The organism is Aquipseudomonas alcaligenes NBRC 14159 (assembly GCF_000467105.1).
Taxonomy (GTDB): domain Bacteria; phylum Pseudomonadota; class Gammaproteobacteria; order Pseudomonadales; family Pseudomonadaceae; genus Aquipseudomonas; species Aquipseudomonas alcaligenes.
The window spans coordinates 52,274-78,528 of record NZ_BATI01000002.1 but is presented as its reverse complement, the minus strand read 5'-3'; the positions used below and the strand labels follow the sequence as shown (position 1 = coordinate 78,528).

General features: G+C 67.8%; 23 protein-coding genes. 4 read left to right on the top strand and 19 right to left on the bottom strand.

The window, feature by feature from the left end:
• Positions 1 to 57 precede the first annotated feature (57 nt).
• Both cptA and PA6_RS00690 read left to right on the top strand, forming a co-directional pair.
• Positions 58 to 1,812 (top strand): phosphoethanolamine transferase CptA, encoded by a 1,755-nt coding sequence (cptA, locus tag PA6_RS00695; protein WP_043216092.1) that lies wholly within the window; start codon positions 58 to 60, stop codon positions 1,810 to 1,812.
• 152 nt (positions 1,813 to 1,964) lie between these two features.
• Complete coding sequence (locus PA6_RS00690) at positions 1,965 to 2,990, top strand: HAF repeat-containing protein (protein WP_162149668.1); 1,026 nt, start codon at positions 1,965 to 1,967, stop codon at positions 2,988 to 2,990.
• Between the two features lie 126 nt (positions 2,991 to 3,116).
• Here PA6_RS00690 and PA6_RS00685 read toward each other — a convergent pair whose 3' ends face one another.
• The 11 genes from PA6_RS00685 to PA6_RS00635 form a co-directional block, all read right to left on the bottom strand.
• Positions 3,117 to 4,628, bottom strand: coding sequence for a right-handed parallel beta-helix repeat-containing protein (locus tag PA6_RS00685; RefSeq protein ID WP_021698928.1), 1,512 nt, complete (start codon positions 4,626 to 4,628; stop codon positions 3,117 to 3,119).
• Positions 4,629 to 4,632: 4 nt separating this feature from the next.
• The gene (locus PA6_RS00680; protein ID WP_021698927.1) at positions 4,633 to 5,736 is read right to left on the bottom strand and encodes a polysaccharide lyase; all 1,104 of its coding nucleotides are present in this window, start codon (positions 5,734 to 5,736) and stop codon (positions 4,633 to 4,635) included.
• Positions 5,727 to 7,106 carry an alginate O-acetyltransferase AlgX-related protein gene (locus PA6_RS00675; RefSeq protein ID WP_021698926.1) on the bottom strand — a complete coding sequence of 460 codons (1,380 nt, stop codon included), beginning with the start codon at positions 7,104 to 7,106 and terminating at the stop codon, positions 5,727 to 5,729. The genes PA6_RS00680 and PA6_RS00675 overlap by 10 nt, the downstream gene beginning before the upstream one ends.
• Before the next feature lie 8 nt (positions 7,107 to 7,114).
• A complete protein-coding gene (locus tag PA6_RS00670; protein WP_021698925.1) occupies positions 7,115 to 7,753 on the bottom strand; it encodes an alginate O-acetyltransferase AlgF in 639 nt (212 codons plus the stop codon).
• Positions 7,754 to 7,768: 15 nt separating this feature from the next.
• Positions 7,769 to 8,881: an alginate O-acetyltransferase AlgX-related protein gene (locus PA6_RS00665; protein ID WP_021698924.1), complete on the bottom strand. Its 1,113-nt coding sequence runs from the start codon at positions 8,879 to 8,881 to the stop codon at positions 7,769 to 7,771.
• Positions 8,882 to 8,890: 9 nt separating this feature from the next.
• Positions 8,891 to 10,318: an MBOAT family O-acyltransferase gene (locus tag PA6_RS00660; RefSeq protein WP_021698923.1), complete on the bottom strand. Its 1,428-nt coding sequence runs from the start codon at positions 10,316 to 10,318 to the stop codon at positions 8,891 to 8,893.
• Between the two features lie 15 nt (positions 10,319 to 10,333).
• Positions 10,334 to 11,710 (bottom strand): alginate export family protein, encoded by a 1,377-nt coding sequence (locus tag PA6_RS00655; protein ID WP_021698922.1) that lies wholly within the window; start codon positions 11,708 to 11,710, stop codon positions 10,334 to 10,336.
• Positions 11,707 to 13,026: an SEL1-like repeat protein gene (locus tag PA6_RS00650; RefSeq protein WP_021698921.1), complete on the bottom strand. Its 1,320-nt coding sequence runs from the start codon at positions 13,024 to 13,026 to the stop codon at positions 11,707 to 11,709. Before PA6_RS00650 ends, PA6_RS00655 begins: the two co-directional genes overlap by 4 nt.
• A gap of 8 nt (positions 13,027 to 13,034) precedes the next feature.
• Positions 13,035 to 14,180 (bottom strand): PilZ domain-containing protein, encoded by a 1,146-nt coding sequence (locus PA6_RS00645; RefSeq protein ID WP_021698920.1) that lies wholly within the window; start codon positions 14,178 to 14,180, stop codon positions 13,035 to 13,037.
• A 13-nt stretch (positions 14,181 to 14,193) separates the two neighbouring features.
• Positions 14,194 to 15,729 carry a glycosyltransferase gene (locus PA6_RS00640; protein ID WP_021698919.1) on the bottom strand — a complete coding sequence of 512 codons (1,536 nt, stop codon included), beginning with the start codon at positions 15,727 to 15,729 and terminating at the stop codon, positions 14,194 to 14,196.
• Between the two features lie 486 nt (positions 15,730 to 16,215).
• On the bottom strand, positions 16,216 to 16,611 hold the full coding sequence (locus tag PA6_RS00635) for a YkgJ family cysteine cluster protein (RefSeq protein ID WP_021698918.1): 396 nt from the start codon (positions 16,609 to 16,611) through the stop codon (positions 16,216 to 16,218).
• 408 nt (positions 16,612 to 17,019) lie between these two features.
• On the opposite strand from PA6_RS00635, the gene PA6_RS00630 reads away from it, so the two are divergent.
• Entirely contained in the window at positions 17,020 to 17,397 is a 378-nt protein-coding gene (locus PA6_RS00630; protein WP_021698917.1) for a hypothetical protein, read from the top strand.
• Between the two features lie 35 nt (positions 17,398 to 17,432).
• Here the strand turns inward: PA6_RS00630 and PA6_RS00625 are convergent, their stop codons facing one another.
• The 6 genes from PA6_RS00625 to PA6_RS00605 all read right to left on the bottom strand — a co-directional run bounded on the left by PA6_RS00625 (position 17,433) and on the right by PA6_RS00605 (position 23,494).
• A complete protein-coding gene (locus PA6_RS00625; protein WP_021698916.1) occupies positions 17,433 to 18,404 on the bottom strand; it encodes an alpha/beta hydrolase in 972 nt (323 codons plus the stop codon).
• 154 nt (positions 18,405 to 18,558) lie between these two features.
• The gene (locus PA6_RS23805; protein ID WP_021698915.1) at positions 18,559 to 18,717 is read right to left on the bottom strand and encodes a hypothetical protein; all 159 of its coding nucleotides are present in this window, start codon (positions 18,715 to 18,717) and stop codon (positions 18,559 to 18,561) included.
• The gene (locus tag PA6_RS00620; protein ID WP_021698914.1) at positions 18,714 to 19,838 is read right to left on the bottom strand and encodes a PepSY-associated TM helix domain-containing protein; all 1,125 of its coding nucleotides are present in this window, start codon (positions 19,836 to 19,838) and stop codon (positions 18,714 to 18,716) included. Before PA6_RS00620 ends, PA6_RS23805 begins: the two co-directional genes overlap by 4 nt.
• Before the next feature lie 103 nt (positions 19,839 to 19,941).
• Positions 19,942 to 20,634, bottom strand: a complete 693-nt coding sequence (locus tag PA6_RS00615) for a 3'-5' exonuclease (protein ID WP_043216089.1) — start codon at positions 20,632 to 20,634, stop codon at positions 19,942 to 19,944.
• Entirely contained in the window at positions 20,631 to 22,550 is a 1,920-nt protein-coding gene (locus tag PA6_RS00610; RefSeq protein WP_021698912.1) for a DUF294 nucleotidyltransferase-like domain-containing protein, read from the bottom strand. Before PA6_RS00610 ends, PA6_RS00615 begins: the two co-directional genes overlap by 4 nt.
• Positions 22,551 to 22,615: 65 nt before the next feature.
• Entirely contained in the window at positions 22,616 to 23,494 is an 879-nt protein-coding gene (locus PA6_RS00605; protein WP_021698911.1) for a LysR substrate-binding domain-containing protein, read from the bottom strand.
• Between the two features lie 86 nt (positions 23,495 to 23,580).
• Here PA6_RS00605 and PA6_RS00600 point away from each other — a divergent pair, with 86 nt between their 5' ends.
• On the top strand, positions 23,581 to 24,624 hold the full coding sequence (locus tag PA6_RS00600) for an NAD(P)H-dependent flavin oxidoreductase (protein ID WP_021698910.1): 1,044 nt from the start codon (positions 23,581 to 23,583) through the stop codon (positions 24,622 to 24,624).
• A 52-nt stretch (positions 24,625 to 24,676) separates the two neighbouring features.
• Here the strand turns inward: PA6_RS00600 and PA6_RS00595 are convergent, their stop codons facing one another.
• Both PA6_RS00595 and PA6_RS00590 read right to left on the bottom strand, forming a co-directional pair.
• Complete coding sequence (locus PA6_RS00595) at positions 24,677 to 25,081, bottom strand: hypothetical protein (RefSeq protein ID WP_021698909.1); 405 nt, start codon at positions 25,079 to 25,081, stop codon at positions 24,677 to 24,679.
• An 11-nt stretch (positions 25,082 to 25,092) separates the two neighbouring features.
• Positions 25,093 to 26,250 carry a hypothetical protein gene (locus PA6_RS00590; protein ID WP_021698908.1) on the bottom strand — a complete coding sequence of 386 codons (1,158 nt, stop codon included), beginning with the start codon at positions 26,248 to 26,250 and terminating at the stop codon, positions 25,093 to 25,095.
• Between the last annotated feature and the right edge of the window lie 5 nt (positions 26,251 to 26,255).

The following is a 26,255-nucleotide window of genomic DNA, read 5'->3' as shown; positions in this document are numbered from 1 at the left end:
GTCCCCTGGCAGAGTTCGGGAGATAAGGCGGATTCCCCGCCAGCGCTTGGGGCTGTGATGACTGATGCACAACGTGCCCGCGCCGCTGTCGACTGGCGCGGCCTGGGTTGGACCCTGCTGTTCTTCTGGTATTTCTCCGGCGTTACCCAGGCGTTGATCTACGCCACGGGCAGCGCGGGTTTCTCCGGCCTGCGCCAGTCGCTGCTGCTGAGCCTGCTGTGGCTGGTGCCGCTGCTGCTGTTCCCGGCGCGGGCGCGGATGCTCGCGGCGCTGATCGGCGTGCCGCTGTGGCTGTGCTCGCTGGCCGGCTTCGGCTACTTCCTGATCTACGGCCAGGAGTTCTCGCAGAGCGTGATCTTCATTCTCTTCGAGTCCAACGTCAGCGAAGGCAGCGAGTATCTGGCGCAGTATTTCGCCTGGTGGATGCTGCCGGCCTTCTTCGCCTACGGCCTGGGCGCCTGGCTGCTCTGGCGCCAGGTACGTCCGGTGTACCTGCCACGCCCGGCGGCGGCGCTGGCCGCGGCCTTCTTCCTGTTCGCCTCGATCGGTTACCCGGCGATCCGCCAGTTCAGCAAGCACGACGATGTCGCGGTGGCGCTGGAGAAGTTCGAGGCGCGCATCGAGCCGGCCACGCCCTGGCAGCTGGTGGTCGGCTATCGCCAGTACCGTTCTCAGCTGGCCAACATGCAGGCGCTGCTGGAGGGCCGCCAGCGCATCGCGCCGCTGACCGACCTGCGCGACGCTCATGCCGGCCAGCCGGCCACCCTGGTGTTGGTCATCGGTGAGTCGACCAACCGCCAGCGCATGAGCCTGTACGGCTATGGCCGCAAGACCACGCCGGAACTGGACCAGCTGCGCGACCAGCTGCAGGTGTTCACCGGCGCGGTCACCCCGCGGCCCTACACCATCGAGGCGCTGCAGCAGGTACTGACGTTCGCCGACCAGGAGAACCCGGACGCCTACCTGAATACCCCGTCGCTGGTCAGCGTGATGAAGCAGGCCGGCTACAAGACCTACTGGATTACCAACCAGCAGACCATCACCAAGCGCAACACCATGCTCACCACCTTCTCCAAGCAGGCGGACGAGCAGTTCTACCTGAACAACAACCGTGAGCAGAATGCCCGCCAGTACGATGGCGACGTGCTTGATCCGTTCGCCAAGGTGCTGGCCGAGGACGCGCCGCGCAAGTTCATCGTGGTTCACCTGCTCGGCACCCACATGAGCTACCAGTACCGCTACCCGCCGGAGTACGAGCGCTTCACCGACCATAGCGGCGCGCCGGCGCATGTCAGCGAGGACCAGCTGCCGACCTACAACGCCTACGACAACGCGGTGCTGTACAACGACTTCGTCGTCTCCAGCCTGATCAAGCGCTTCGCCGCCACCGACCCCAACGGCTTCCTGCTCTACCTCGCCGACCACGGCGAGGCCGTGTTCGACGCGCCCAAGGCCGAGGTGCTGGGGCGTAACGAGGCGGCGCCGACCGACCCGATGTACACCATTCCCTTCCTCCTGTGGAATTCGCCGAAGTGGCAGGCGCAGCAGCCCCGTGACTTCGCCCAGGCCTTGGCGCGCCCCTTCAGCAGCTCCAGCCTGGTGCATACCTGGGCCGACCTGGCCGGCCTCGACTTCGCCGAGCACGACCGCAGCCGCAGCCTGGTGAGCAACGAATTCAAGGCCCGCCCGCTGCTGATCGGCGATCCGCAGCAGCCGCAGAACCTGATCGACTTCAGCCTGATCCGGCCCAAGCCGGTGGACAGCGAAGTGGCTCAGCAGGCGGCTGCAAGCACCCCCGCCCAGCCCCTGTGAGACGGACGCCCGCCGGCGCTTGACGGCGCCGGGCGGGCGGTTCACATTCAGGCGCAGACCACGTTCACGTGGCGCCCCTCGCTACATCCCTCTTCGCGTCCCGCAGTCGCCTCGTTCCTGCCGATCCCTTCAGCCATCGGGGTATGGGTGACATGTCGCAACCTTCTCTTCGCGCCGGCTGCGTCGCCGGCGGCCTGCTTGCCTGCCTGGCGTTGCCGGCGCAGGCGCAGTTCTACGTACTCAGCGATCTGGGCAGCCTGATCGCCACCTCCTACAGCGTGCCGCACGGGCTCAGCGAGAATGCCGATGTGGTCGGCTACAGCTATGCCGGCCTCGGTGCTCATGCCTTTATCTGGACCGCCGAGGGCGGCATGCAGGACCTCGGCACCCTGGGCGGCAGCGCCAGTTATGCCTATGGCATCAATGCCAGCCGCCAGGTGGTCGGCTATGGCCCGCAGGGCGGCGTCGACCGCGCCTTCCTGTGGAGCGCGGACGGCGGCTTCCAGCTGCTCGGCACCCTCGGTGGCGGCAACAGCTATGCGCGCGAGATCAACGATGCCGGGCAGGTGGCCGGCTACAGCCAGATCGCCAGTGGCAAGTACCGCGCCTACCGCTGGAGCGCAGCGGCGGGCATGCAGAACCTCGGCGTGCTCGGCAGCGCCAGCAGCAACAGCTACGCCACCGGGATCAACGAGTCCGGCCAGGTGGCCGGCTTCAGCCATGTCGGCAGCGCCGCGCATGCCTTCCGCTGGGACCCGAGCCTCGGCCTGCAGGACCTCGGCACCCTGGACGGCGGCAACAGCTACGGCAAGGCCATTGGCGCCAGCGGCGCGGTGGTCGGCTACGCCAGCGCGGCGGGGGCCGAGCATGCGTTTGTCTGGACCAGCGCGGGTGGCCTGCAGGACCTCGGCACCCTCGGCGGCGCCAACAGCTATGCCAAGTGCGTCAACGCGCAGGTGCGCGTGGTCGGCCAGGCGGACACGGCCAGCGGCGCGGTCGGCTTCGTCTGGAGCCTGGAGGAGGGCATGCAGGACCTCAACGGCCTGATTCCCGACCCCGGCGGCTGGACCATCGAGGCCGGCCTCGGCATCAACGACCAGGGCGTGATCGTGGCGATGGGGCGCAATGTCTTCGGCCGGGTGCACGCGTTGCTGCTGGTGCCGGTGCTGGACGAGTAGGCTGCAGCCATCGCCCTTTCCCTCCGGGAGAGGGCCGGGGTGAGGGTATCTGCAAGCCACTCGCGGCCCTTGCCACCCTCACCCGCCCTGCGGGCACCCTCTCCCGGCGGGAGAGGGGAGGCCGCTCTAGATACTCTGCCCGCAACGCGGCGCGCGCTGCAGTGGCGCACTTGGCTGCTGCTCGGCGAGCAGGTCGAGCTGCGCCACGCAGCCGTGCTTGAGGGTGGTCTCCAGCAGCAGGCTCTGCACCGGCAGCAGGTCGCCGTCGAGGATGTGCTGCTGGCTGGCCAGGCCCAGGTAGTGGTTGCCGCCGAGCAACAGCCGGTTGACGCCCTGCAGGTGGATCATTGCCTTGCCGACATTGCCCAGCTGGTTGCCGAGCAGGCTGATCTCGCCCGGCAGCGGCGGCTCGTTGCGGATGCGAATGGCGTACTCCGGGTTACCGCTGATGCGGTTGTCGACGATCAGGGCGCGGCCGATGTGCTGGCCGTCGATGCCGCTGCCCTGGCTGTTGCCGATCAGGTTGCCGGCCACCAGCAGCCCCTCGGCCGGCTGCTGCGGGCTGCCGGTGAGGACGATGGCGCTGGCGCCGGTGCCGCCGATGCGGTTGTTCTGCAGGGCCAGGGCGCCGCCCTGCAGTTGCGCCTCGATGGCGGACTTGCCGATGTTGCCGATCAGGTTGTCGGCGATCAGCCCGGCGCTGCCGTCGCGCAGGCGAATGCCGCTGTGGTTGCGTACGTCGCTGATCCGGTTGCGGGCGATGCCGACCCGGCTGGCGGAAAGGTCCAGGCCGTACTGCTGCAGCTCGCTGAACTGCGAGTCCTCGATCAGCGCCAGGCTGTCGTGCAGCTCCACGCCGCTGGCCATCTCGCGCAGCTCACTGGCGCGGATCAGCACCCGCGCGGGTGGCGTGGCGGCTGGCTGCTGGGCGCTGCGCCGGCTGGTCAGGCCGCGCGCCAGGTGGGCGTTGTAGCCCAGGCGCGCCAGCTGCGACTGTTCGATCAGGGTGAAGCTGCCGGCCCAGGCCATGATGAAGGGGCGGAACGGCCTGGCCGCCAGCTGGCTCTGCTCGCCGGCCCAGCTCTGCAGCTGGGCCCGGCGCAGTACCAGCTGGCCGCGGTTGATCAGCGCGGCGCCGGCGCGGCTGTTCAGGTACAGGCGCTGGTCCTCCACCAGCAGCGCACCCTTGGGGCCGATCAGCAGCGGGTAGCTGAGCAGGTAGCCGTCCTTGTGCGGCTTGAGGATGCGCGGGTCGTTCAGCACCTTGGCCAGTTGCTCCAGGCTCAGGCTGCCGTCGTCCAGCAGCAGCGCCTGCGGGTGGTGCGCCTGGTAGTCGGCGATCACGCGGAACAGCCCGCTGCTGACGAAGGGCTCGAAGGGCCAACTGCCGGCCTGGGCGGAGAACAGGCTGGTCAGGCTGGCCCGGCCACGCCCGCCCGGTGTGGCGACGGCGAACTGCGTCGGGTCCAGGCCTTGCGCCGGGGTGGCCAGCAGGGCGGCGATCTGCGCCTGCTGCGGGTGCTCGCCGAGGGCCTCGAGCTGGTGATGCAGCAGCGTGCGGGTTTGTGCCGGGCACAGGCCGCAGAAGGCGATCAGCAGCAGCGGCGCGCAGCGGCGCAGGTAGTCGAGCGCGGCCATAGGGTTACCTCGCAACGTGGGGATAGAGCGGCGCCAGGCGTCCGCCGAGCTGGCCGTAGGCGGTGGCTGCCGCGCCGGCGCTGGCTTGCAGGCGCAGGGCCAGGGCGTGCTGCGGGTACAGGTCGAGGAAGGGCAGCAGCCACACCAGCTTGTACGGCGGCACCTCGTGCTGCGGCTGGCCGCGCAGTTCGGCCAGGCGCTGCGGGTCGAGCAGGCTGAGGGCGGCGAAGTCGGCCAGGCGCTGCAGGCGCCGGTCATCCTCGGCGCTGAGGCCGGGGCCGTTGTAGCGCGAGGATTCGGCCAGCAGCAGCAGCGGCACCATGGCGTAGTGGGTGTAGTTGGCCGCCAGTTGGCCGCGGCCCAGTTCGTTGGGCAGGTAGGCGTAGGGGCCGTGCGGCGAGTCGCTGATCTGCGCCAGGCCGCGGCGGAAGTTGCGCTCGCCCCAGGCCACATAGTCGTCGCGGCCGAGCAGCATGCCGCTGGCGGCCACGGCCCAGCCGGCCCAGTAGTCGTGGTTGTTGAAGTAGGCGAAGTCCGCCGCCTGGCGCGGCCGGTAGTCGTCCATCACCAGCTCGGCCAGGCGCTGCAGCCAGGCCCGCTGTGCGCTGGAAAGCGCTGGCCGGCCACCGCTCAGGGCCTGGCTCTTGAGCAGGGTCGAGGCGATGGCCGCCAGCGCCCACTTGCGCGCGGCCAGGCCGGTCTTGCTGGCATCGCGGCTCTCGATCGCGCCCGCCTCGGCCCAGGCCTGCAGCCACTGGTCCAGGCAGGCCAGGGCGGTGCCGGCCTGGCGCGGATTCTTCGCCTGCACCAGGTAGTCGGCGAACTGCGCCAGGCGCTGGGTGTACTCGGCCAGGCGCGCATGGGTTTCCTTGGAGCGCGCCGACACCTTGCCGCTGAGGGTCGAGCGGCTGGCGTCGCTCTGGTCGTACTTGCTGTCGATCTGCAACGCCCCGGTGTAGGGCTCGGGTACGGCCTTCGGACATTCCAGCTGGCGGTAGTCGCCGATCTGCGCCGCCAGCGGCAGCGGCCGAGGTGGCCAGATCGACTGCGGCTGCGCCTGCGCCGCGCCGGCGCAGAGCAGCAGGGCTAGCAGCGCTCTTACAGGCATAGCCGGGTCTCCACCGCCACGGGCGCGGCCAGGTCCTCGGTCGGCTCGATGAATACCGACAGCAGGTTGGCGTCGCGGTAGGCGGCGTCCTGGCTGAGCTCCAGGTAGTACTGGCCGCCAGCGACTATGGCCTCGCGGCGGTACCACTGCTTGTCGCGCTGGCCGTTGTCGTAATAGACGATGACGTAGAAGTCCTTGAGGTTCTTGTCCGCCAGCTGGATATCGAGAAAGCCCGGCTTGCCGCGCAGGTCCAGGCGCTGCGCGCCGCCATTGCTCAGCAGCTCGAAGCGCTGGCCGCGCGGCAGCGCCGGCAGCTCGCTCTTGCGCTCGCCGAGTACCTGGCCCTTGGCGCAGCCGCCGGCAATGGCCGGCAGCAGCTGGCGGTACATCAGCGGGTCTTCCAGGCGGAAGCTGGCCGGCAGCTCCCAGATGATCAGCTTCGGTGGGGCGTCCGGCGTGTAGTCCGGCGATTGCAGGTAGTTGAGCAGCGCGCCCTCCTGGCCGGCGCCGGGCAGGGCGACGTTGAGGATATCGACGCTGAGGTATTCCTTGAGGTAGCCGTCGAAGTTGTAGTTCTTGGTGTCGTCGTCGCGCGCGGCCGAGTTGCTGGTGCCGACCAGCACCACCTCCTGGCTGCTCTGCTCGTCGAACAGCGCGCCAAGGTCGTCGCCCGCCGGCACGGTCTGGAAGCCGCGGGCGTACTGGAAGCCGTAGTTGTTGCCGCAGATCTTCTTCAGCGCGCGGCTCATGGTGCCGTCCTTGGGGACCATCACGCCGGGCTCGGTGCGGTACTGCTTCTTGCTCAGGTCGGCGTAGAAGGGTTGCTGCCTGATGCTGTCGGCCACCAGGCGTGCGGTGTGCATGGCGCCGGCCGGCGTCCAGTGGTGGTCGCGGCGGAAGAAGTAGTCCTGTTCGGGCGGGCTGTCGACCAGCGGCAGGATGTCCGGCACCACCGCGCCACCGGCGCGCAGCTGGTCGAGGAAGCTGGCCAGGTTGCGCCGCGCGGTGGTGAAGTCGAAGCCGTAGGCGCTGTCCGCGCGCACCTTGTCGCGGTGCATGATGCCGCGGGTCGGCTGCACGGCGATCACCACCTGGGTGCCGCGGGCGTGGAAGGCGTCCATCAGGCGCTTGAACTGCGGGCGCATGGCGGGCGGAATGCCGAAGTCGTTGCTCAGGTCCACCTCGGAGCGGAACAGCCAGGTGTCCTTGCCCGGGGCGACGTACTTCATCGACTTCATGATGCCTTCGCCGTAGTGCGCGGGGTCGGCCAGGCCCGGGCACAGCAGGCAGTCGAGGTCGCACTGCTCGGCCGCGCGCAGGGCGGGCGCGGCGAGCAGCAGGCTGGCGAGGAGCAGACGGGGCAGGCTCATGGCGGCGGCTACTTGATGCTGTCCAGGCCGTTCATCGCGGCGATGGTGCGCACCCCGGCGCCGCTGGGGATGACCACATAGCTGTAGGAGCGGCCCTTCTTTAGGAACAGCTCGTCGAACCTGGCCAGGTTCTGCTCGCCGGCGTAGGCGGCGAAGCCGATCTTGATCTCGTTGACCATGCGCGTGCCGGCCTGCTGGCTGGCCACGCCCTCGACCACTGCATGCTTGCCGTCCAGGGTCTTCAGCGACAGCGGCTTGTCGGTGAGGTTGTAGAAGGCGATCTGCGCCTTCTTGCTGTCCTCCACATAGTTGTCGGCGATGGCCTGGAGGTTGCTGCCGTCGTACACCAGGGTGGTGGCGCTGCTGGGCTTGAGGTCGGCCTGCAGGCTGGCGCCGCCGACCGTGACCTTGTGCGTGCCGGGCGCGCTGAACAGGTAGTTGCCGAGCTGGCCGGCGCTGACCTTCTGCGCCGCGCTCTTGCCGCTGAGCATCACCTCGGCGCCGCTGGCGGACAGGTTGAGTACTCGCAGGTAGGCCGAGCCGGCCGGCGCCACGGCGTCGTACAGGGCGGCATTGCCATCCTGCGCCGGGCTCAGGGCTGGCGCGAGCAGGGCGAGGGCGAGCAGCAGGCGGGAAAGGGCTTTCATGGGTTCAGTCTCCAGTCAGAAGAATTGGTTGGCGGCGACCTGCCAGCCGGAGGTCACGGGTTTTTCCGCCAGCAGCGTGCGTACCGGGAATTCCCAGATCACCGTGGTGATCTCCGGGTCGGTCAGCTTCTGCCCGGCAAGGAACTGCTCCATGGCGTAGAACGGCCCCTTGGCCTCCACGGCCGTGGTCTGCAGGTCGGTGCGCAGGGACTCCTTGAGGAAGCCGGGGAAGTTCCAGTCGTCGATCTTGGTGTAGCTGGAGCCGACCAGCATGATCGGCTGGGCGGCCTCGCCGAACAGCGCCGCATCGCTGGCCTGCTGCTCGGCCTTGAGTGTCTCGAACACCGGCAGCGGGCTCGGCTGGAAGCGCTCCGGCGCCAGCTCGCGGCTGAACTGCAGGTAGTTGCTGAGATCGCCCGACAGCTCCTTCTGCGCCACCTGGCGCGAGGTGTAGGGCGTACTGCCGACCAGCTCCGGGTGCTGGCGGGCCAGCTCCTGGGCAGCCAGGCGGGCGCCGTAGGGCGTCCAGTGGGTATCGGTGGGCAGGAACAGCGGCTGCTGCTCCTTCTGTGCGAGGAAGGCCTCGCGCAGCGGCGCCACCTCGATGCGCTGTGCGCGCAGGCCGCTGAGGAAGTCGTCGTAGAGCGCCTTGGCGCGCGCGTCCGGGGCACGGCTGGCGTACTCCTCGTAGACATCCAGCTTGAGCGGCAGCGGCAGCAGGATCAGGCGTTTGTTGTGCGCCTTGAGGGTCTTTTCCACCTCGGCGATGCGCGCAAGGTGCTCCTCCAGCGCCTGCTGGTAGGCGCCGGGAACGCGGTATTCCTCGTTGCTGAACAGCCAGCCGTCCTTGCCCAGCACCACGCCGCTGGAACCCTCGCGGAACAGCAGGTACTGCAGGCTGGCCCAGGCCTCCACCGAGGGCTGGCGCAGGAACAGGCCCTTGTCGTAGTAGTCCTCGAACTGGCGCAGCAGCTCGCCGCTCATGAACTGCGTGGCGGCGGTGGACGGTTCCTGGGTGCGTGCGAACGCGACTACCCGGGGGGTGGAGTAGAGCAGCATGGCGGCCAGCAACAGGATGAACAGGACGCCGTTGACCCTGCTTGCCGAACTCATGACGGGGAATGACATGGCAGCCTCCTAGAACTGGAAGTAGAGGAAGGGAGAAAAGGAGTTGGCGGCCAGGCGGCTCAGCGACAGGCCGAAGGCGGCCCACAGCGCCAGCATGCTCAGCCCGCCGACGTGCTGCATCCAGTAGCCCTGCTGGGCGCCGGCGTAGAAGCGCAGGTTCAGGCGCCCGGCCAGCAGCAGCCAGACCACCGCCACCAGGGTGAAGGCCAGGGTCATCTGCGAGGTCGCCAGCAGGTACACCTCCAGCGAGCCGATGCCGTTGAAGCCGAGCATGGCGGGGATGATGCGCAGCGCGTGCTGCATGTCGCCGGTGATGAAGAAGGGCATCACGCCCACCACGAAGATCAGCGCCAGCAGGTTGCGCCACCACTTGTAGGGGCCGCCGATCTTGGTCACCAGGCCGAGCCGGCGCTCGGCCACCATGAGCACGGCGAAGTACAGGCCGAAGAAGATGTAGGCGAAGCTGGCGCCGTGCCAGAAGCCGGACAGCAGCATGGTGCAGAACAGCGCGCCGTCGGCGCTGACTCGTTTGGAGCGCACCAGCGGTACGTAGATGTAGTCGCGCAGGAAGTCGGCCAGGGTCAGGTGCCAGCGTCGCCAGAACTCGGTCAGGCTCTGGCACAGCAGCGGCTGGTTGAAGTTCTCGGCGAAGCGGAAGCCCATCATCATGCCCAGGCCGATGGCCATGTCGCTGTAGCCGGAGAAGTCGAAGTACAGCTGCAGCAGGCAGATGAGCATGCCGAACCAGGCATCCACCATCTGCGGCTCCGAGCTGCCGAGAATCACCGTGCCCATGGGCGCCAGCGAGTCGGCGATCAGCACCTTCTTGATGAAGCCGAGCATGAAGCGGCAGGCGCCCAGGCTGAACAGCTCCATGGAATGGGTGCGTTGCTTGAGCTGCTGGTCGATCAGGCTGTAACGCAGGATGGGGCCGGCCACCAGCTGCGGGAACAGGGCGATGAAGGCGGCGAAGTCGACGAAGCGGCGGGTCGGTTCGGCGTCCTTGCGGTAGATGTCGACGATGTAGCTGAGCGCCTGGAACACGTAGAAGGAGATGCCCAGCGGCAGGATGATGTGTTCCAGGGTGAAGGTGTTGATGCCCAGCGGCGCCAGCGCGGCGGCGATGACCTCGACACCGAAGTTGGCGTACTTGAAGTAACCCAGCGCCGCCAGGTCGCCGGCCACGCCCAGGCACAGCAGGCGGAACGCGCTTTTCTTGTCGTCGGCGTCGATGCGGCGCTTGATCAGCAGGCCGAACCAGTAGTTCCAGTAGGAGATGGCGACGAACAGCAGGAGGAAGTCCGGGCGCCACCAGGCGTAGAACAGGTAGCTGCCCAGCACGATGACGTAGGAGCGCCAGGAGTCCTTGACCGCGTAGTACACCAGCAGGAACACCGGCAGGAAGAGGAACAGGAACACGTTGGATGTGAAGACCATGGCGACACCTCGCGGTCAGTAGCGCAGCACCAGGCCGAAGCTGGCCTGGTAGTCGTTGTCCAGGCCGCGAACTGCGCTGCCGGCCCGGAAATAGCTGAGGGAGAGCAGGGCGTTGACCTGCACCTGGCGGCTTTCGTAGGCCAGCGGAAACATCTCCCAGAAGTAGTTGAGGTCCAGCGTCTGGCCCAGGTGGCCGCCGCTGCGCTCGCCGTCCGCGCTCGCGCGCAGCGGCAGCTCGCCGTCTTCGTCACGCAGGCGCAGGTCGGTCAGGCGCAGGTCGAGCTGCTGGCGCGGCCGTGGCTGGCTGTCCAGGCCGATGCCATAGAACGCCAGGTTGCGCAGGTCGACGCCGACGAAGGCGCTGACCAAGCCGGTGCTGTAGGTCTCGGGGTCGGCCACCCGGTCGGACTGGATGGCATTCAGGCGGAAGCCGTCGCCGTCCTCGTCCGGCTCGTCGGTGAGGCCGCCGTGCAGGTACAGGCGCGGCCGCCAGGGGCTGTCGTCGAAGCGCTTGCCCAGTTCGCTGAGCAGGGCCCAGCCGCGCACATCCTGGTCGCGGCCATCGTTGTAGCGGTTGTCGCCGTCGAGCATCGCCAGCTCCAGGCGATAGTCGTCGAGCAGCCCCCAGCCCAGTTGCTCGCCGCTGGCGAACAGGCCCAGGCGCTGGCCACGGAAGTCCAGCGGGTCGTCGGTTTCGTCGCGGCCGCTGTGGTCGCGCTCGATCATCAGGCGCAGGCCGGCCCACTGCTGCGCCTGCCAGCGCAGGGCGTACTCGCCCATCAGGTAGGCGATGTCCTGCTGGTCGGCGTCCAGGCTGCTGATGTCGCTGTTGTAGCTGTGGAACTGCTCGGCGATGGCGACGAAGCCACGGGCGAAGCTGTCGTCGTAGTCCAGGCGCAGGGCCTCGATGCTGTCGTCCCACCACAGGCCGAAGTAGTCGCCGAAGCGCTGGCGGCCCACGGAGAGGGCGAAGCGCGGGTCGTCGCCGAGCAGGTTGCGGCGCAGGTAGAACTCGCGCAGCTCGGCACTGAAGTATTCGAGCTGCTGGGCCTCGTTTTCCTGCAGCGGGGTGCTGGCCTGGCCGGAGTTGTAGTTCAGCCAGGCGCGGCCGAAGCCCTGCCAGCGCGACCAGGCGCCTTCCTCGGAATACCAGGCCAGGGTCGGCTCGTAGCGCAGGCCGTAGAAGCCCTTGCGGTCATTGCCCAGGGTGCCGTCCTCGGGGCCGTAGCCGCCCTGCAGGGTGGCCTTCTGGGCGAACTCGAAGCGGCCCAGGTCGGTGACTTTCTCCTGCGCCGGGGTATCTGCGTCGGCGACGATTTCCCGGGCCGATTCCTCGGCCTGGGCCAGTGCCAGCCAGGGCAGGCAGAGCAGGGCGGGCAGGCAGCGTTTCATAGGGTCGCCTCTAGCTCTTTGAGGATGCCGGCACGGGCCTGCAGGGCGCGTTCGCGGTCGCCGGCGGGCAGCTTGCCGTCGAGTTCGCGCAGGTATTTGCGCGCGCCCAGCTCGCCGCGCTCCACGGCCAGGCTGGCGTAGGCGTAGGCCTTGATCGGGTCGTTGCAGATGCCTTTGCCCCCCCCGTAGATGGTGGCGATGCGGTAGAAGGCCGAAGGCACGCCGCGGGCGGCGAGCAGGCGGTAGGTGGCGATGGCCTGGGCCTGGTCGACCTGGTCCAGGCCGCCCATGCTGTAGAGCTCGCCGAGGTTGAGGTAGGCGTTCTGGTAGCCCTCGGCGAGCAGGCCGTCGATGATCGCCTTGGCCTTGAACGGGTCCAGGGTGCGCCAGCCGCGCACCAGATAGGCCGAGGCGCGCAGGGCGCGGCCTTCCTGCGAACGGGTCTGCTCGATGCGGTCGATCAGGGCGAAGACGTCTTCTGCCGCGTAGTTCTCGGGGGCCGACATCATGTAGCTGGCCTTGGCCACCCTGGCCGAGTCGGCCTGACGGGCGATGGCGTTGTCCAGCCAGGCCATGACCTCGGGATCGTGTTCGCGCGGGATGCTGCTGAGCAGGCTGCCGATGGCCTGCACGGTGCCCAGCGGCAAGGCGTCGGCCTCGGCCAGCAGTGGCTGCACCCGTTGCGGGAACAGCGTGTCCTGCTGTTCGCCGAGCGCCTGGTAGAGCCGGTCGACGGCGCGCGCATCCTCGCGCAAGGCTTGCAGGTAGAGGCTCTCGGCCAGCGCTTGCTGGCCGTTCAGCTCGGCCAGGCGGGCGCGGTACAGGTTCAGGTGGCAGGCGTCGATGCAGGCGCGCCGGTACAGCTCGATCAGCGCCTGTGGCTCGGCCCGCGGGAACAGTTCGGGGTAGACCAGGAACACATCCAGGCTGGTGGTCAGGGTGGCGAAGTCGCGGCTCAGCGGGTAGCGCTGCAGCGCCTGGGCGAAGAAGGCGCGATGTGCTTCGCGGCCGTCGGGCTGGCGTTCGACCTGGGCCGCCAGCGGCGCCAGCGCGGCGATCTCGCCATGACCGTCGGCGAAGGCGCGCTGGTACAGGGCGATGGCCTCGTCCTGATGCTGGCCGGTGCGGGCCAGCTGGTCGGCGAGCAGCAGCATGGCCGGCTGGTCGCCACGCTCGACCAGCGCGCGCAGGTCGGCCTCGACGTCGGCACTCGGGTCCAGGTGCAGGCGGTACTGCACCTGGGCCAGGCTGGCGGCCTGGGTCAGGCCGGCGCAGAGCAGCAGGACGAGCAGGCTGGCGGTCGCGCGGTACGACATGGCGGCTCCTAGAGGCTGCTGGTCAGCGGCAGGCCCTTGAACAGGTCCACCGTCACCGGTTGCTGGTAGGCCGTCAGCGGCAGGGCCTGGTCCGGCTTGATGCTCAGCACCAGCGTCTGGTTCTCGGCGTCCACCGCCGAGCGGATCACCTTGCCCTTGCGCGGCTCCGGCTCGCCGAACACCTGCAGGTCGATGGCGCTGATGTCGTGCAGGCCCTTGAGCTTGTCGAAGGGGAAGCTGGCCTTGACGTAGAGGTCGTCGTCGGCCGGGATCAGGTGCGCCAGTTCGGCGAACTTGTAGGCGTAGCCGTCGGTGGGCTTGCTCGGGAAATACACGTAGCAGTCGCAGGGGCTGGCCAGGGTGGTTTCGATCAGCGTGCGCCCGAGCAGGCTCTGCAGGTCGTTCTGCGACAGGCGCGCCAGGGCCTCCAGGTCGGCCGGGGTGGTGAAGCTGGTGGCCAGCTGGGTGGACACGCTGGCGATCGGCTCGCCGGCCTTGACCCGTTGCACGCCGGCGGGCAGCAGGAAACGCACATAGCCGTTCTCCGGCATGCTGAGGATGTGCGCGTCAGCGCTGACCAGCGCCTGGCTGGCCGGCACGCTGAAGAACAGCAGGTAGCTCTTGTAGGCCAGCACCCCGGCCACTGCCAGGCCCGCCGCCAGGTAGCCGGCGCTGCCCAGCAGGGCGCGGGCCCGCTCCAGGCGGGTGCGCGCACCGCTCTGGCTCTGCTTGCGCTGCTTGATGTAGTTCTCCCGCTGCATGACGTTGAACAGGCCGTTGACGTCGGCGATCTCACCGGACAGGTAGGCGCTCAGCAGGTAACGCAGGATGTCGCGCTTGCGCGGTTCCAGCTCGACGAACTCGACGCCGATAAGGCCGCCGCGCTCGGCGATGACCTTGACCCGGGCGTCGATGGTCAGCGCCACCTGGTTGAGCTCCAGCTGGATCGCGGCGTCATACAGCGCGCCCTGCGGCAGCTCGCGCGAGCAGCGCAGGCCGAGGCCGCCGAGGGAGATGTCCTGCAGTTCGCAGGCGAAGCTGTCGTCGGCGCCGCTCAGGACGACGCGCGCCGGCAGCTTGCTGCGCACGTGCTGGCGCTCGTCCACCGCTTCGTGGACCACATTGGGCGCGATCGAGGAAATGGCACTGCTCATGGCGTTCCGCCTCTCAGGGTTGGGACAGGGTGAGGAGCAGGGCCACGACGCCGCCGAACAGCGCGAGCGCGGAGGCCTGCATGGTTTTCGAGGACCAGCGGTTGAGGGCCTGGTCGAAGGCCGCATCGCTGCGGTCGAGGGTGGTCTTCTGCCGCGTCCAGCTCTGCTGGTCCATGTGGAACAGGGCATGCACCTTCATCGCCGAGCCGACGATCTGGTTGTAATAGAGCGCCAGCGGGTACAGCGGATCGACCGGGTGCCCGGCGAACAGCATCAGCAGGGTCACCAGGGTGCGCGACAGCAGCACCCAGAACAGGTACACCAGCAGGAACTCCACGCCATACAGCAGGGCGGCGACCACCGAGGCCGTCAACCCGAGCAGGCTGGTCCACATCGACACGCGCTGGTCATAGAGCACATACATGGTGAACACCCCCAGTTGCCGCAGCCCGAGCAGGCGGGTGGTGCGGAAGTTCTGCCGCAGGGAATTGCCGTACCAGCGGAACATCAGCTGGCGGGTGGCGCGCAGGAAGTTGCTGTCTGGCGGGTGCTCCACCGTCAGGGTGTGGCTGTCGGGCACGTAGAAGGTGTCCCAGCCGGCGCGCATCAGGCTGAACCAGGAGGACTTGTCGTCACCGGTGAGGAAGCGGAAGCGGCCGAGGCGCCAGTGCTGCAGGAAGTCGGCCTCGACATCGCGGATGAAGGCTGGGTCGGTCATCACGCAAGCGCGGAAGAACGACAGCCGCCCGGTCATGGTCAGCACCCGCCGCGACAGGGCCATGGAGCACATGTTGATGTGGCGCTGGACGAAGCGCAGCGAGTGCCACTCGCGCACCAGCTTGCCGCCTTCGACCTGGCAGAACTCGTTGGTGGTGATGCCGCCGACGCTGGGCAGGTAGGCGAAGAACTTCACCGCGTTCTCCACGCAGCCGGGCAGCATCATGGTGTCGCCGTCGACCACGCCGACCACCGCGTCCTCCAGCGGCATCTGCCGCGACAGGGCGCGGAAGGCATGGGCCAGGCCGTCGCGCTTGCCGGTGCCGCGGGCGCGCACCACCACCAGCTTGATGTCGTCGCGTGCCGGACTGACGCAGTCGCGCATGATCTGCTTGATGAAGTTCTCGTCGGCTTTCTCGACGATGGACACGATCACCGTGCAGGGCACGGGCAGGCGCTGCACCTCCTCGAACACCGAGCGGTACACCTTGTAGGTGGTGTGGGTGGGGATGCGGAAGCTGGTTACCACCATGAATATCTGCGAGGGCAGGGCGGCTTCACCCATGGCCTCCACGGCGCGGCGCATGCGCGGGAATTTCCAGTGCATGAAGTACATGCCGCGCAGGTAGTGCATGGCGGCGTTGCCATAGCGCCACAGGCCGATGCCGCCGATCAGCAGGATGAAGTGCTTGTGCGCCGGGTCGAGCAGGCTGGGGTCGACCAGGCCCGAGCAGAGGGCGATCAGGGCGAACAGGCAGGTCCAGCCGAAGAAGCGGGCGCAGGGATTGCCCTGCGACAGCGGCAGGGCGCTGTCAGCGGTATGACCAGACATGCTCAGCTCCCGCAGGGGTGGTTGGTCGCGGGGGCGTGCGTGGTGAAACGGCCTGGCTGTCGAGGCGCTACTGCGGGGAATCCGATACCCAAATCCATTGCCTACCCCTCATCCCGGAAGGTTGGTTGCAAGTCAGATCGAGGCAGTGGAAAGCGTGGCGAAGGTGAAATGCGCAGCTGTTCTTGGTCTTGAAAGCGGTCGCCGTGAACTCGGCGATCTGTGCTGCAGTCCACAGTGCAGACAGTGCGCCAAAATTAATGCAGTTGTGTGAATTTCTGCAGAGGCAGCCCTAAGTGCTTGTGGGTGTTGTGCCTGGGCCTTGAAAGGCTTTTTTGAATCAATGGGTTAAGTTGCGCCTAAAAAATGGCGCTCGATAAAAAACAATGCCGAGCACATGGCTCGGCATTATCTATCGATCTTTTTTGCCACCTGTTCGGGCAGCGCGGGGCGGCGATGAACCGTTTTGGCGCTCGCCGCGCGCCGCGATCACTGCTTGGGGCGCCAGGCGCAGTAGCCGGGACGCGGGCCGATGCGCGGATGGTTGCGGCAGGTATCCGGGCGCTTGTCGTAGACGGTGCACAGGCGGGTCTTGCGGTCCAGGTACATGCAGTCGTCGTTGCTCATGCGGGTCAGGGTGAAGATGCCCGACTTCTGGTTGAAGCGCTCGATCAGCCCTTCCTTCTGCAGGCGCTTGGCGATGTTCTTCGGCGGCTCGCCGCGCTCGAATTCGTCGACCACGCCGAGGCGGATCAGGTCGGCGATGCGCACTTCCACCGGCATGGTGCAGCAGGTCGACATGCAGCTGGTGCACATGTCCTTGTTGTATTTGGTCCAGGTCTCGACGCGGTCGATTTCCGCGGCGGCGATCAGTTGCGGTCTCATGTCAGGCTCGATGGCGCAGGGCGCAGGCAAATCAGGCGCGCGATGATAGCGGTCACACCAGCTTTGTGAACCCCTTCCCGCTCGGCGGCTTTGTAAGCTTTGGCCTACACGGTGCGCCGGCGAAGGCTGCTATCAGCATGCCATCAGTCGGATTAATCTCTCTTTCAAGGACTTAGCGCAGGAAGCGCACCTAAAAGAACAGGGACATGAAGGATTGTTCGCCAGGATGGCGCACCGACCACGGATGTCAGGAACCAGTCTGCAGAACCCCGCGCAAGCGGGGTTTTCTTTTTTCTGTGCCCGGTATTTCCGTTGGTCCGCTGGCGGGCCGATGCTTGATGCAGATCAGCCCGCGGGTTGCCGGCTGTCCTAGAGTGAAAGTTCACCCACCCTTGCGAGGGCAATGCGATGAACATCAAAACTCTTCTTGCCGGCCTGCTGGCGCTTGGCCTGGCCGGTGGCGCCTGGGCCGCCACGGAAGCCGGCGCCGAGCAGCAGTGGCAGCAGCACATGACCCAGATGCGCGAGCTGCAGCAGAGCTGGATGGCCGGCAAAACGCCCGAGGAGCGGCACAAGCTGATGCTGGAGCACCGCCAGGCCATGGGCGGCAGCATGCAGATGATGGGCGGTTGCCCGATGCATGGCGGCATGCAGATGGGTATGGGCAAGGGCGCGGGCATGATGATGCCGCTGGATACGCCGGAGCAGGTGGACCAGCACATCCAGCACATGGAGCAGATGCTCGAGCAGCTCAAGGCTCACCGCGAGATGCTCAGCAAGCCCTGAGTGCTGCGCCGGCCCGGCGCGTTGTCCCGTTCGCCTCATTTGGCCCGCAGGATGGTCGAGCGCTTGGCCTCGTCCTGGGGGAATACCCGGCCGCTGCGCAGACACTCGAACAGGTGCTGGAACACCACGCCGGGTTTGCCCTTGTCGTCGCTGCGGAAGTACGAGTGCCCCTTGGGCGTGTCGTAGCGGGTGTTCACGTCATCGCAATCCACCGCGTACAGGTTGTGCGGCGCCAGGTCCATGTTCTCCGGGCCGCTGTGGCCGAGGCGCCGCGAGGCGATGCGGTTCTTCAGGTTGGCCGCCTTGCTGCCACGCAGGGCGAGGTCGTCCGAGGCGTAGTACACCACCACGTTGCGCGAGGCATGCGAGATCAGCTCGCCGCGCTGGCCGCGATGGATCGATTCGTTCTCGATGTCGGCGGCGATCAGGAAGGTATTGCGGAACAGCATGGGGACGCCCTGGGCCAGGTCGTAGCGGTCCCACTCGCAAAGGGTCTCGCGCAGCACCCGGTTGCCCATCGAGTGGGCCAGTACGTTGATGCGCTTGAGGCAGCTGTCGAGTCCCGCCGCCTCGCGCTCGTCGCGCCACTTGAGAAACAGGCTGAGGGCGCGGGCCAGGGAGATGGCGCTGTAGTCGGCGGACTTCTGGTCGTCCCAGTAGTCCTTGACGATCCCCAGATCGTTGTCGCATGGCCAGATCACAGGGATCACCAGCACTTCCTTGGCCGACGTCTGGTCGCACAGGCGCTGGAACTCCTCGACATTGGCAAACACATCGTCCGGCAGGTTGGAGAAGCCGTGGATGTACAGCAGCACCTGGCGCTGCGGCGCTTCGTGCAGGTGGTCGAGGAAGGCCTTGCTGCCCAGTTCGACCAGTTTCTTCTTGCTCTTGCGCTGGCAGAAGTACACCGAGTGGCTGGGGGCGTTGTTGCTCAGGTCGAACTCGAATGGCCGGTCGGCCACGGTGCGGATCGAGTCGGTCGGGAAGCGATTGGTAATGAACAGCATGGCGTGACTCCCAGGCGTTGCGCAGACGGGTGCCGTGTGGGCGGCGGTTCTGGCAGAACGACGAGGGACAAGGGACTGACAGCGGGGCACTCCTGTGCTGCCGCTCTCTGCCTGAGTTAACGCTAGGCCGGCATGGCGCTTTCGCCAGTACCTTTCAGCGCCTCAGCAGCGGCCAGGTGCCGATCACGGCCGGCAGGCCCAGGCCGAGCCAGGCCAGGGCATCCCACGCGCCGTCGCCGAGCAGGGCGGCGAACAGGCCGGTGGCGCCGAGTATGGCCAGCAGCGCGGGGATGGCGAAGGTCGACTGCCTCATGCCGCCACCTCGTCGCGCAAGGTCGCGCGCGGTGCGCGGCGGCGCACCCACCAGAGGTACAGGCCGCTGCCGAGGACGATCAGCGTCAGCACATCCAGCACCGCCCAGAGGATCTGCATCGGTCGGCCGCCGTAGTCGCCGAAGTGCAGCGGCTGCGACATGGCCAGGGCGTCCATGTACCAGGGGCGGGTACCGACGGCGGTGACTGCCAGGGTGCGGGCGTCGATCAGCACCGGGGTCCACAGGTGCGAGGTCAGGTGCGAGCTGCCGACCATGAACACCGCGTAATGGTGCTCGCTGGAGAAGCGTGTGCCGGGGAAGGCGATGAAGTCCGGGCGCATGCCGGGCGCGGCCGCCTGGGCGATTTCCAGCAGGCGGCTGGCCGGGGCGCGCTCGGTGAGCGGCGGCGCGTCGCGGTAGGGTTCGACCATGGCCGCCAGGGTGTCGCCGCGCCAGGCTTCGATCAGCAGGTCGGCGCAGGCGCTGATCACCCCGGTAACGCCCACCGTCAGGGCCCAGGTCAGGGTGACGATGCCGATCAGGTTGTGCAGGTCCAGCCAGCGCAGGCGGTTGGACTTGTCGCGCACTTCGGCGAAGCGCAGTTTGCGCATGAAGGGCGCATAGAGCACCACGCCAGAGATGATCGCCACTACGAAGAGGACGCCCATAGAGGCCAGCAGCAGCTTGCCCGGCAGGCCGGCGAACAGGTCCACGTGCAGGCGCAGCATCAGCATCATGAAACCGCCGTTGGCCGCTGGCATCTCCACTGCCTCGCCCGTGCGCGCGTCGAGCATGAAGGTATGTGACGAATTCGGTTCGGTGCCGGCGGTGGCGGCCATGATGGTGACCACGCCGTTGGGTTCGTCTTCCTCCCAGCCCAGGTACTGCACCACCTCGCCGGGGCGGTGGCGTTCGCCGGCCTCGACCAGCTGCTGCAGGTCCAGGTGCGCCGTGCCGGGGGCCATCTCGCGCAGCTCTGGTGCTTCACCGAGCAGGTGTTCGAGCTCGTGGTGGAAGATCAGCGGCAGGCCGGTGAGCGCCAGGAGGAACAGGAACAGGGTGCAGATCAGGCTGGTCCAGGTATGGACAACGGACCAGCGGCGGATGGTGGTGGAACGCATGAAGGCAGCCAGGACCTGGGGAGGGCGTACATTCTAGTGGAGCGCGCGGGCTGTTTGAATCGAGAGTATTTTACAAATGATATTGATCCGCTCTATCGGTGGATCAGAGCGAATGCGCCAGTTGCCGGCGTTTCCAGCTCTGCGCCCGGCGCTGCAGTTCGGCCAGGCTGTCCAGGCCCTGGCGGCGCGCCTTGCTGAACAGGATCAGCGCCAGCTCGGCCGTGGCCAGGGCATCGGCGCTGGCGTGGTGACGCTCGCTGGCCTGCAGCCGGAAGTGCCCCAGCCACTCGTCCAGGCCCTTGTAGGGCGGGGCGTCCGGGCACAGCAGCGGGGCCAGCACGGCGACGTCGAGGAAGGGATGGCGCAGGCGGTAGCCGAGTGTCTCGCGCAGGGCGCGTTCGAGCATGTGCTGGTCGAACGGTGCGTGGAAGGCCAGCAGCGGGCTGTCGTCGACGAACTCCATGAAGGCCAGCAGGGCCTCGGCGGGATCGCGGCCGGCGGCCACCGCGCTGGGTGCGATGCCGTGGATCAGGGTGCTGGCGCCGGCGCGGTGGCCGGGCTGGCACAGGGTGCACTCGAACTGCTGGGACAGGTCGATGGCTCCGTCCTCGATCACCACCGCGCCGATCGCCAGCAACTGATCGCGCTGCAGGTTGAGGCCGCTGGTTTCCAGGTCGACCACCACCATGCGCTGCGCGCTCAGCGGGCGCTCGTCCAGCGCTGCCGAGGCCGGCAGGCGCAGGCTGCGTGGATCGATGGCGGGGCTGCTGCGCAGCCAGTCGAGCATCTTCTTCATAGCTGGTAGCGCAGCGCCAGGCTGGCTTGCAGGCGCTGGGCCTGACGGAAGGACTCGCGCAGGATGCGCCGGTCCAGGTGGTTGAGGCTGTCCGGGTCGAGGCGGTTGGACAGCGGCAGATCCTGGGCCGCCTGCTGCTGGTGCAGTTGCAGGCGGGCCTGCTGGATGAAGTGGTAGGCCTCCTCGTAGGCGGCGCCGTCCTGGGCGTCGATCACCTCCAGGCGCACCAGTTCGGCGAAGCGGCGCAGGGTGCTGCTGTCCTCCACGCCATGGGCCAGGGCCAGCAGGCGGGCGCCATCGACGAACGGCGTGAGGCCTTCCTCCTTGAGGTCGAAGGTGTCTTTCTCGGCGCCCTTGCGCGCCACCACGAAGTCGCGGAAGCGCCCCAGCGGCGGGCGGTGGCGCAGGGCGTTGGCCGCCAGCAGGCGCTGGAACAGGCTGTTGTCGGCCACGTCGGCGAGCAGCTGGCGGCGCAGCTGCGCACAGCCCTGCTCGTCGCCCCAGACCACCCGCAGGTCGAAGTAGATGCTCGACGCCAGCAGGCTCTCCGGGGTGGCCTCGCGGACGAAGGCGGCGAAGCGCTGCGCCCACTCGCGGCGCGACAGGCACAGCTCGGGGTTGCCGGCCATGATGTTGCCGCGACAGAGGGCGAAGCCGCACTCGGCGAGGCGCTGGTTGATGCGCCGGGCAACCGGCAGCAGGCGCTGGCGCATGTGCTCGGCCTGCTCGGGACTGTCGGCCTCGAACAGGATGCCGTTGTCCTGGTCGGTGTGCAGCGTCTGCTCGCGCCGCCCTTCGCTGCCGAAGCACAGCCAGCTGAAGGGCACGCCGGGATCACCCAGCTCCTCCAGCACCAGTTCGATCACCCGGCACACGGTATGGTCGTTGAGCAGGGTGACCAGCTGGGTGATCTGCGTGGAGCTGGCACCATGCGCCAGCATGCGCTCGACCAGCAGGCGGATGTCGCTGCGCAGCGCTACCAGCGTCTCGATGCGGCCGGCGTGGCGGATGGTGCGGGCCAGGTGCACCAGGTCGACCCGCTGCAGGGAAAATAGGTCGCGCTCGGACACCACGCCGACCAGGCGCTCGTGCTCCACCAGGCAGACGTGGGCGATATGCCGCTCGGTCATCGCCAGGGCCGCATCGAAGGCGCTGGCCTCCGGTGGCAGGTGGAACGGGCGCTGGGTCATCAGTGCGCTGATCGGCTGCTCCAGCGATTCACCGGCGGCCACCACCCGGCGCAGGTCGCGCAGGGTGAAGATGCCGGCGGGGCGCTCGCCCTCGTCGACGATCACGATGCTGCCGACATGCTGTTCGTGCATGCGCCGCACGGCATCGCGCAGCGGCGTGGCGGCGCTGCAGGCCACCGGCTGCTGCAGGGCCAGCTCGCGCAGGGTGGTGTCCAGCGAGTACTGCGCACCGAGGTTCTCGGCGGCGCGCAGCTGGACCTGCTGGTTGACCTGGTCGAGCAGGCTGGACACGCCGCGCAGGGCGAAGTCACGGAAAGGCGCGGACTGGGCGAACAGGCGGACGAAGGCGTCCTTGCCCAGCAGCAGGCAGAAGGTGTCCTCGCCGGCCAGGTGTTCGGTGCGGGTGGCGCGTTCGCCGAGCAGGGCGGCCAGCGGGAAGCACTCGCCGCTGGCGATCTCGAAGGTGGTCTCGCTGCCGCGCCGCGCCGAGTGCGGGCGCTCGCCGACCACCAGCCCCTGCTTGACGATATAGAAGTGCTGCACCGGGCCGTCGCCGGGCTTGATGATGCTCTCGCCGGCGGCATAGAAACGCAGCTGGCAATGCTCTACCAGGTAGGCCAGCTGGGCGCTGTCCATCTGGTTGAACGGCGGGTACTTGCGCAGGAACTCCATGGTGCCGTGGATGTTCTGCAGAACGGCCGTCTTGCCGGCAACGCTGGACGACATGCGACGCTCCCGGGGGCGTGGTTTACACCGATGGTCGCGCCGCCCGCGTGCGGCGGCTATTGGACCTAGGTCGCAGAGCCTAGCTGCTCGCGCCAGGCGCGGAAGGCCGGTGCCGCGTAGCCGCGGCGCCAGACCAGCAGCGTATCCACCTCAAGCAGCGGCACCCGGCGCACTGCTGGCGGCGTGCGCTGCAGCTCCAGCAGCGCACGCGGCACCACGCCAGCGCATGTGCCGGCGGCCACGCAGGCGAGAATCGCGTGGTACGAGCCGACTTCCTGTACCCGCAGTGGCGCACCGCTCTGGCTCAGCCAGCGCTCGCCGATCTGCCGGTAGCTGCAGCCCTGGGCGAAGCCGGCCAGGGTGCGCAGTCGAACGTCCGCCGGCTCCTGTACCGGCGGATGGTCGGCCGGCAGGAGCAAGAGCAGTTCCTCACGAAACAGCGCCTCGCCCTCCAGGCCCTGATCCAGCGCCTCGCCCTGCCAGCGACCCTGTGCCAGGTGCTGCGGCAGGGCGATCAGCGCGCAGTCCAGGCGCCGTGCCAGCACGCCTTCGAGCAGGGCCTGGCTGGGCCCGGTGCTGACTTCCAGGCTGACCTGCGGATAGCTGCGATGGAAGCGCGCCAGCGGCTCCGGCAGGCGCGCCGCCGCAGTACTTTCCATGCTGCCCAGGCGCAGGCGCCCGCTCGGCTGTGCGGGGTGCAGCGCCTGGCGCGCCTCGTCGGCCAGTGCCAGCAGTTGCTCGGCGTAGGCGAGAAAGGCCTGGCCCTGCTCGGTCAGCCGCATACGCTTGCCTTCGCGGAGGAACAGGCTGGCGCCGAGCTCTTCCTCCAGCTGCTGGATGCGCGTAGTGACGTTCGACTGGGCGCGCTGCAGGCTCTGTGCGGCGCGGGTCACGCTCTGCTCGAGGGCCACGGCGCGGAAGAGGGCGAGGCTGGTGAGATCCATGGGCTTCTATAAATCTCAAAATAAGAATAATGTTTTATAAATAATCTTTAATCGAGATTGATAGGTCAATCCCGCGGAGGCTGTTCATGTCGTCCCTGTGTGCACTGCTCGGTATCCACCATCCCATCATCCAGGCGCCGATGGTCGGGGTCTCCACGCCGGCGCTGGCTGCCGCCGTGTCCGAGGGCGGCGGCCTGGGTTCGCTGGGTCTGGGCGCGAGTACGCCGGCGCAGGCCCGTGAGCTGGTCGCGCAGACCCGCGCGCTGACGGCCCGCCCGTTCAACCTCAACCTGTTCTGCCATGCACCGGCCCGCGCCGATGCGGCGCGCGAGCAGGCCTGGCTGGAGCGCCTGCGTCCACTATTTGCCGAGTTCGGCGCCGCACCGCCGGCGGCGCTGCGCGAGATCTACCCGAGCTTCCTGGCCGATCCGGCCATGCTGGAGACGTTGCTGGCGCTGCGCCCGGCGGTGGTCAGCTTTCACTTCGGCCTGCCGCCGGCTGAATGGATCGAGCGCCTGCACCAGGCCGCCATCCGCACCCTGGCCTGCGTGACGACGCCGGCCGAGGCGCGGATGGCCGAGGCCGCCGGCGTGGACGCGCTGGTGGCCCAGGGCATCGAGGCCGGTGGCCACCGCGGGGTGTTCGTGCCGGAAGAGGGCGATGCGGCGCTTGGCACCCTGGCGCTGGTGCGCCTGCTGGCGCAGCAGTCGCGTCTGCCGATCATTGCCGCCGGCGGCATCATGGACGGTGCCGGCATCCGCGCGGCCCTGGCCCTGGGCGCCGCTGGCGTGCAGCTGGGCACGGCCTTCGTGCTGTGTCCCGAGTCGGCCGCCAACGCCGCCTACCGCGAGGCGTTGAAGGGCGAGAAGGCGGCGCATACCGCGATCACGGCGAATCTTTCCGGGCGCCCGGCGCGCGGCCTGCCCAATCGGCTGTACGGCGACCTGGGCGCGCAGCTGCCGGATTATCCGATCTGCTATGACGCGGCCAAGGCCCTGCAGGCGGCGGCCAGTGCACAGGGTTGCCACGACTTCGCCGCCCAGTGGGCCGGCCAGGGTGCGCCGCTGGCACGTGAGCTGCCGGCGGCGGAGTTGCTGGTGCGGCTGGTGGCGGAGATGCGGCAGGCATGAAAAAAGGCCGGTGGGTCGCCCCGCCGGCCTTGTTCATAGCGCTACCCCGGAATCAGGGCAGGGTGAACAGCACCTTGACCTGGTCGGTCACGGCGGCCTTGTCCACATAGCCGATGGCATCGGCTTCGGCGGCGACCTTGGCCACGACCTCGGCATCACCGGCCACGCTCGGCAGCGGCTGACCCTTGCCGGTGAACACCAGGCCGGACCAGTAGGACTTCAGCTGCGCTTCGTTCTTGCTGGTGACCGCGGCGTAGAACTTCTCCTTGGTCGGGTTCCAGTCCTTCTGGTCGACGCCTTTCAGCGACTTGTTCTTGCCCAGGAAGATGTTAGCGACGTCGGCCTGCGAAGGCGCGGCGGAGGCACCGGCGTTGACGATCACGGCGACCTCGGCCTGTGCCAGGGCGGCGGCGCCGATGCTCGCGGCGGCGAGGAGAATGCGGAGAGACTGCTTCATATGCATGCTCCTCAGAATACGAAGTCGACGCCGGCGCTGATGATGTCGCCGTCGTAGTTGCGAGCCGGAACGCCGGCCAGGCCATTGGTGCGGTCGTACACGGTGTTGTCGTACAGCTCTTGAGCGTTGCGCACGAACACGCCGTCGTAACCGCCGGTGGTGTCGACACGCTTGTACTCGCCCTTGAGCACTACGGTCGGCAGGATGTTGTAGTTCAGGCCGAGGGTCCAGGAGCTCTGGCGACCTTCATCCTCGTCCAGTTGGGCGTAGGTGACGTGGGCCAGGAAGTCGCCGAAGCGGCGGCCGCCCATCAGGTAGAAGGAGTCGGTGCTGTTGCTGCCGTCGTTCTCGATCACGCGGCTGGTCCACTCGTTGGCGGTCAGCCAGGTACCGTTGTCGTACTGGTAGCCGATCGAGGTGAACTTGCCCTTGTCCTTATCCAGCGACAGCAGGGTGGCGGTGCCCGGGTTGCCGAAGATGTCGGTGAAGCTGCCGGCGATCTCGGTGTCGATGTCCGCCTCGACGTAGCCGACACGGAAGGTGCCGAAGTCGTTGGTGGCCAGGCTTACGCTGGAACCGAAGACGTTGTCGTAGTCGATGTCGAACTCTTCGTCATAGATGTAGTAGTCGCGGTTCTTGGCGATACCACCGGCCAGCTGGAAGGACAGGGTGGCGAAGGACAGCGGCAGGTTGTAGACGATGTCCGCACCTTCGTAGTTGGACAGCTGGACCTGGCTGTAGACCTCGTCCGGCAGGCGCAGCCAGGGGTAGCTGAAGCCCACGTCGATGCTTTCGGAGTACATGTACACCGGGGTGCGCAGGCGGCCGAAGCGCATCATCAGGTTGTCGGTGCTCTGCCACGACAGGTAGGCCCACTCCAGGTTGGCCTTCCACTCGTCGCCATAGGCCTTGGCGGTGGTCTGCAGGGTCAGGCCGACGGTGTCGGTGACGCCGTAGGTCAGCTGGGCGCCGAACTTGCTCAGCTGGTCGCCACGCCAGGAATCGTTGGTCTGGCCGGAGATGCCATAGCTGCGGCCATCGTCTTCGCCACCCAGGTGGGTGACGCCAACGGTGCCGAAACCATTGATCAGGGCTTCGCCTTGTTCCAGCGCGAATGCAGAGGTGCTGGCCAGGCAGATGGCCAAACCGAGAACGCGGGCTGTAGTCATGCAGT

Coding starts and splice junctions, on each gene's coding strand:
- PA6_RS00655 (WP_021698922.1), bottom strand. CDS start 11,710: ATGAAACGCTGCCTGCCCGCCCTGCTCTGCCTGCCCTGGCTGGCACTG.
- PA6_RS00590 (WP_021698908.1), bottom strand. CDS start 26,250: ATGACTACAGCCCGCGTTCTCGGTTTGGCCATCTGCCTGGCCAGCACC.
- PA6_RS00615 (WP_043216089.1), bottom strand. CDS start 20,634: ATGAAGAAGATGCTCGACTGGCTGCGCAGCAGCCCCGCCATCGATCCA.
- PA6_RS00680 (WP_021698927.1), bottom strand. CDS start 5,736: ATGCCTGTAAGAGCGCTGCTAGCCCTGCTGCTCTGCGCCGGCGCGGCG.
- PA6_RS00635 (WP_021698918.1), bottom strand. CDS start 16,611: ATGAGACCGCAACTGATCGCCGCCGCGGAAATCGACCGCGTCGAGACC.
- PA6_RS00625 (WP_021698916.1), bottom strand. CDS start 18,404: ATGCTGTTCATTACCAATCGCTTCCCGACCGACTCGATCCGCACCGTG.
- PA6_RS00670 (WP_021698925.1), bottom strand. CDS start 7,753: ATGAAAGCCCTTTCCCGCCTGCTGCTCGCCCTCGCCCTGCTCGCGCCA.
- PA6_RS23805 (WP_021698915.1), bottom strand. CDS start 18,717: ATGAGGCAGTCGACCTTCGCCATCCCCGCGCTGCTGGCCATACTCGGC.
- cptA (WP_043216092.1), top strand. CDS start 58: ATGACTGATGCACAACGTGCCCGCGCCGCTGTCGACTGGCGCGGCCTG.
- PA6_RS00685 (WP_021698928.1), bottom strand. CDS start 4,628: ATGGCCGCGCTCGACTACCTGCGCCGCTGCGCGCCGCTGCTGCTGATC.
- PA6_RS00640 (WP_021698919.1), bottom strand. CDS start 15,729: ATGTCTGGTCATACCGCTGACAGCGCCCTGCCGCTGTCGCAGGGCAAT.
- PA6_RS00660 (WP_021698923.1), bottom strand. CDS start 10,318: ATGGTCTTCACATCCAACGTGTTCCTGTTCCTCTTCCTGCCGGTGTTC.
- PA6_RS00620 (WP_021698914.1), bottom strand. CDS start 19,838: ATGCGTTCCACCACCATCCGCCGCTGGTCCGTTGTCCATACCTGGACC.
- PA6_RS00600 (WP_021698910.1), top strand. CDS start 23,581: ATGTCGTCCCTGTGTGCACTGCTCGGTATCCACCATCCCATCATCCAG.
- PA6_RS00630 (WP_021698917.1), top strand. CDS start 17,020: ATGAACATCAAAACTCTTCTTGCCGGCCTGCTGGCGCTTGGCCTGGCC.
- PA6_RS00650 (WP_021698921.1), bottom strand. CDS start 13,026: ATGTCGTACCGCGCGACCGCCAGCCTGCTCGTCCTGCTGCTCTGCGCC.
- PA6_RS00610 (WP_021698912.1), bottom strand. CDS start 22,550: ATGTCGTCCAGCGTTGCCGGCAAGACGGCCGTTCTGCAGAACATCCAC.
- PA6_RS00605 (WP_021698911.1), bottom strand. CDS start 23,494: ATGGATCTCACCAGCCTCGCCCTCTTCCGCGCCGTGGCCCTCGAGCAG.
- PA6_RS00645 (WP_021698920.1), bottom strand. CDS start 14,180: ATGAGCAGTGCCATTTCCTCGATCGCGCCCAATGTGGTCCACGAAGCG.
- PA6_RS00595 (WP_021698909.1), bottom strand. CDS start 25,081: ATGAAGCAGTCTCTCCGCATTCTCCTCGCCGCCGCGAGCATCGGCGCC.
- PA6_RS00690 (WP_162149668.1), top strand. CDS start 1,965: ATGTCGCAACCTTCTCTTCGCGCCGGCTGCGTCGCCGGCGGCCTGCTT.
- PA6_RS00675 (WP_021698926.1), bottom strand. CDS start 7,106: ATGAGCCTGCCCCGTCTGCTCCTCGCCAGCCTGCTGCTCGCCGCGCCC.
- PA6_RS00665 (WP_021698924.1), bottom strand. CDS start 8,881: ATGTCATTCCCCGTCATGAGTTCGGCAAGCAGGGTCAACGGCGTCCTG.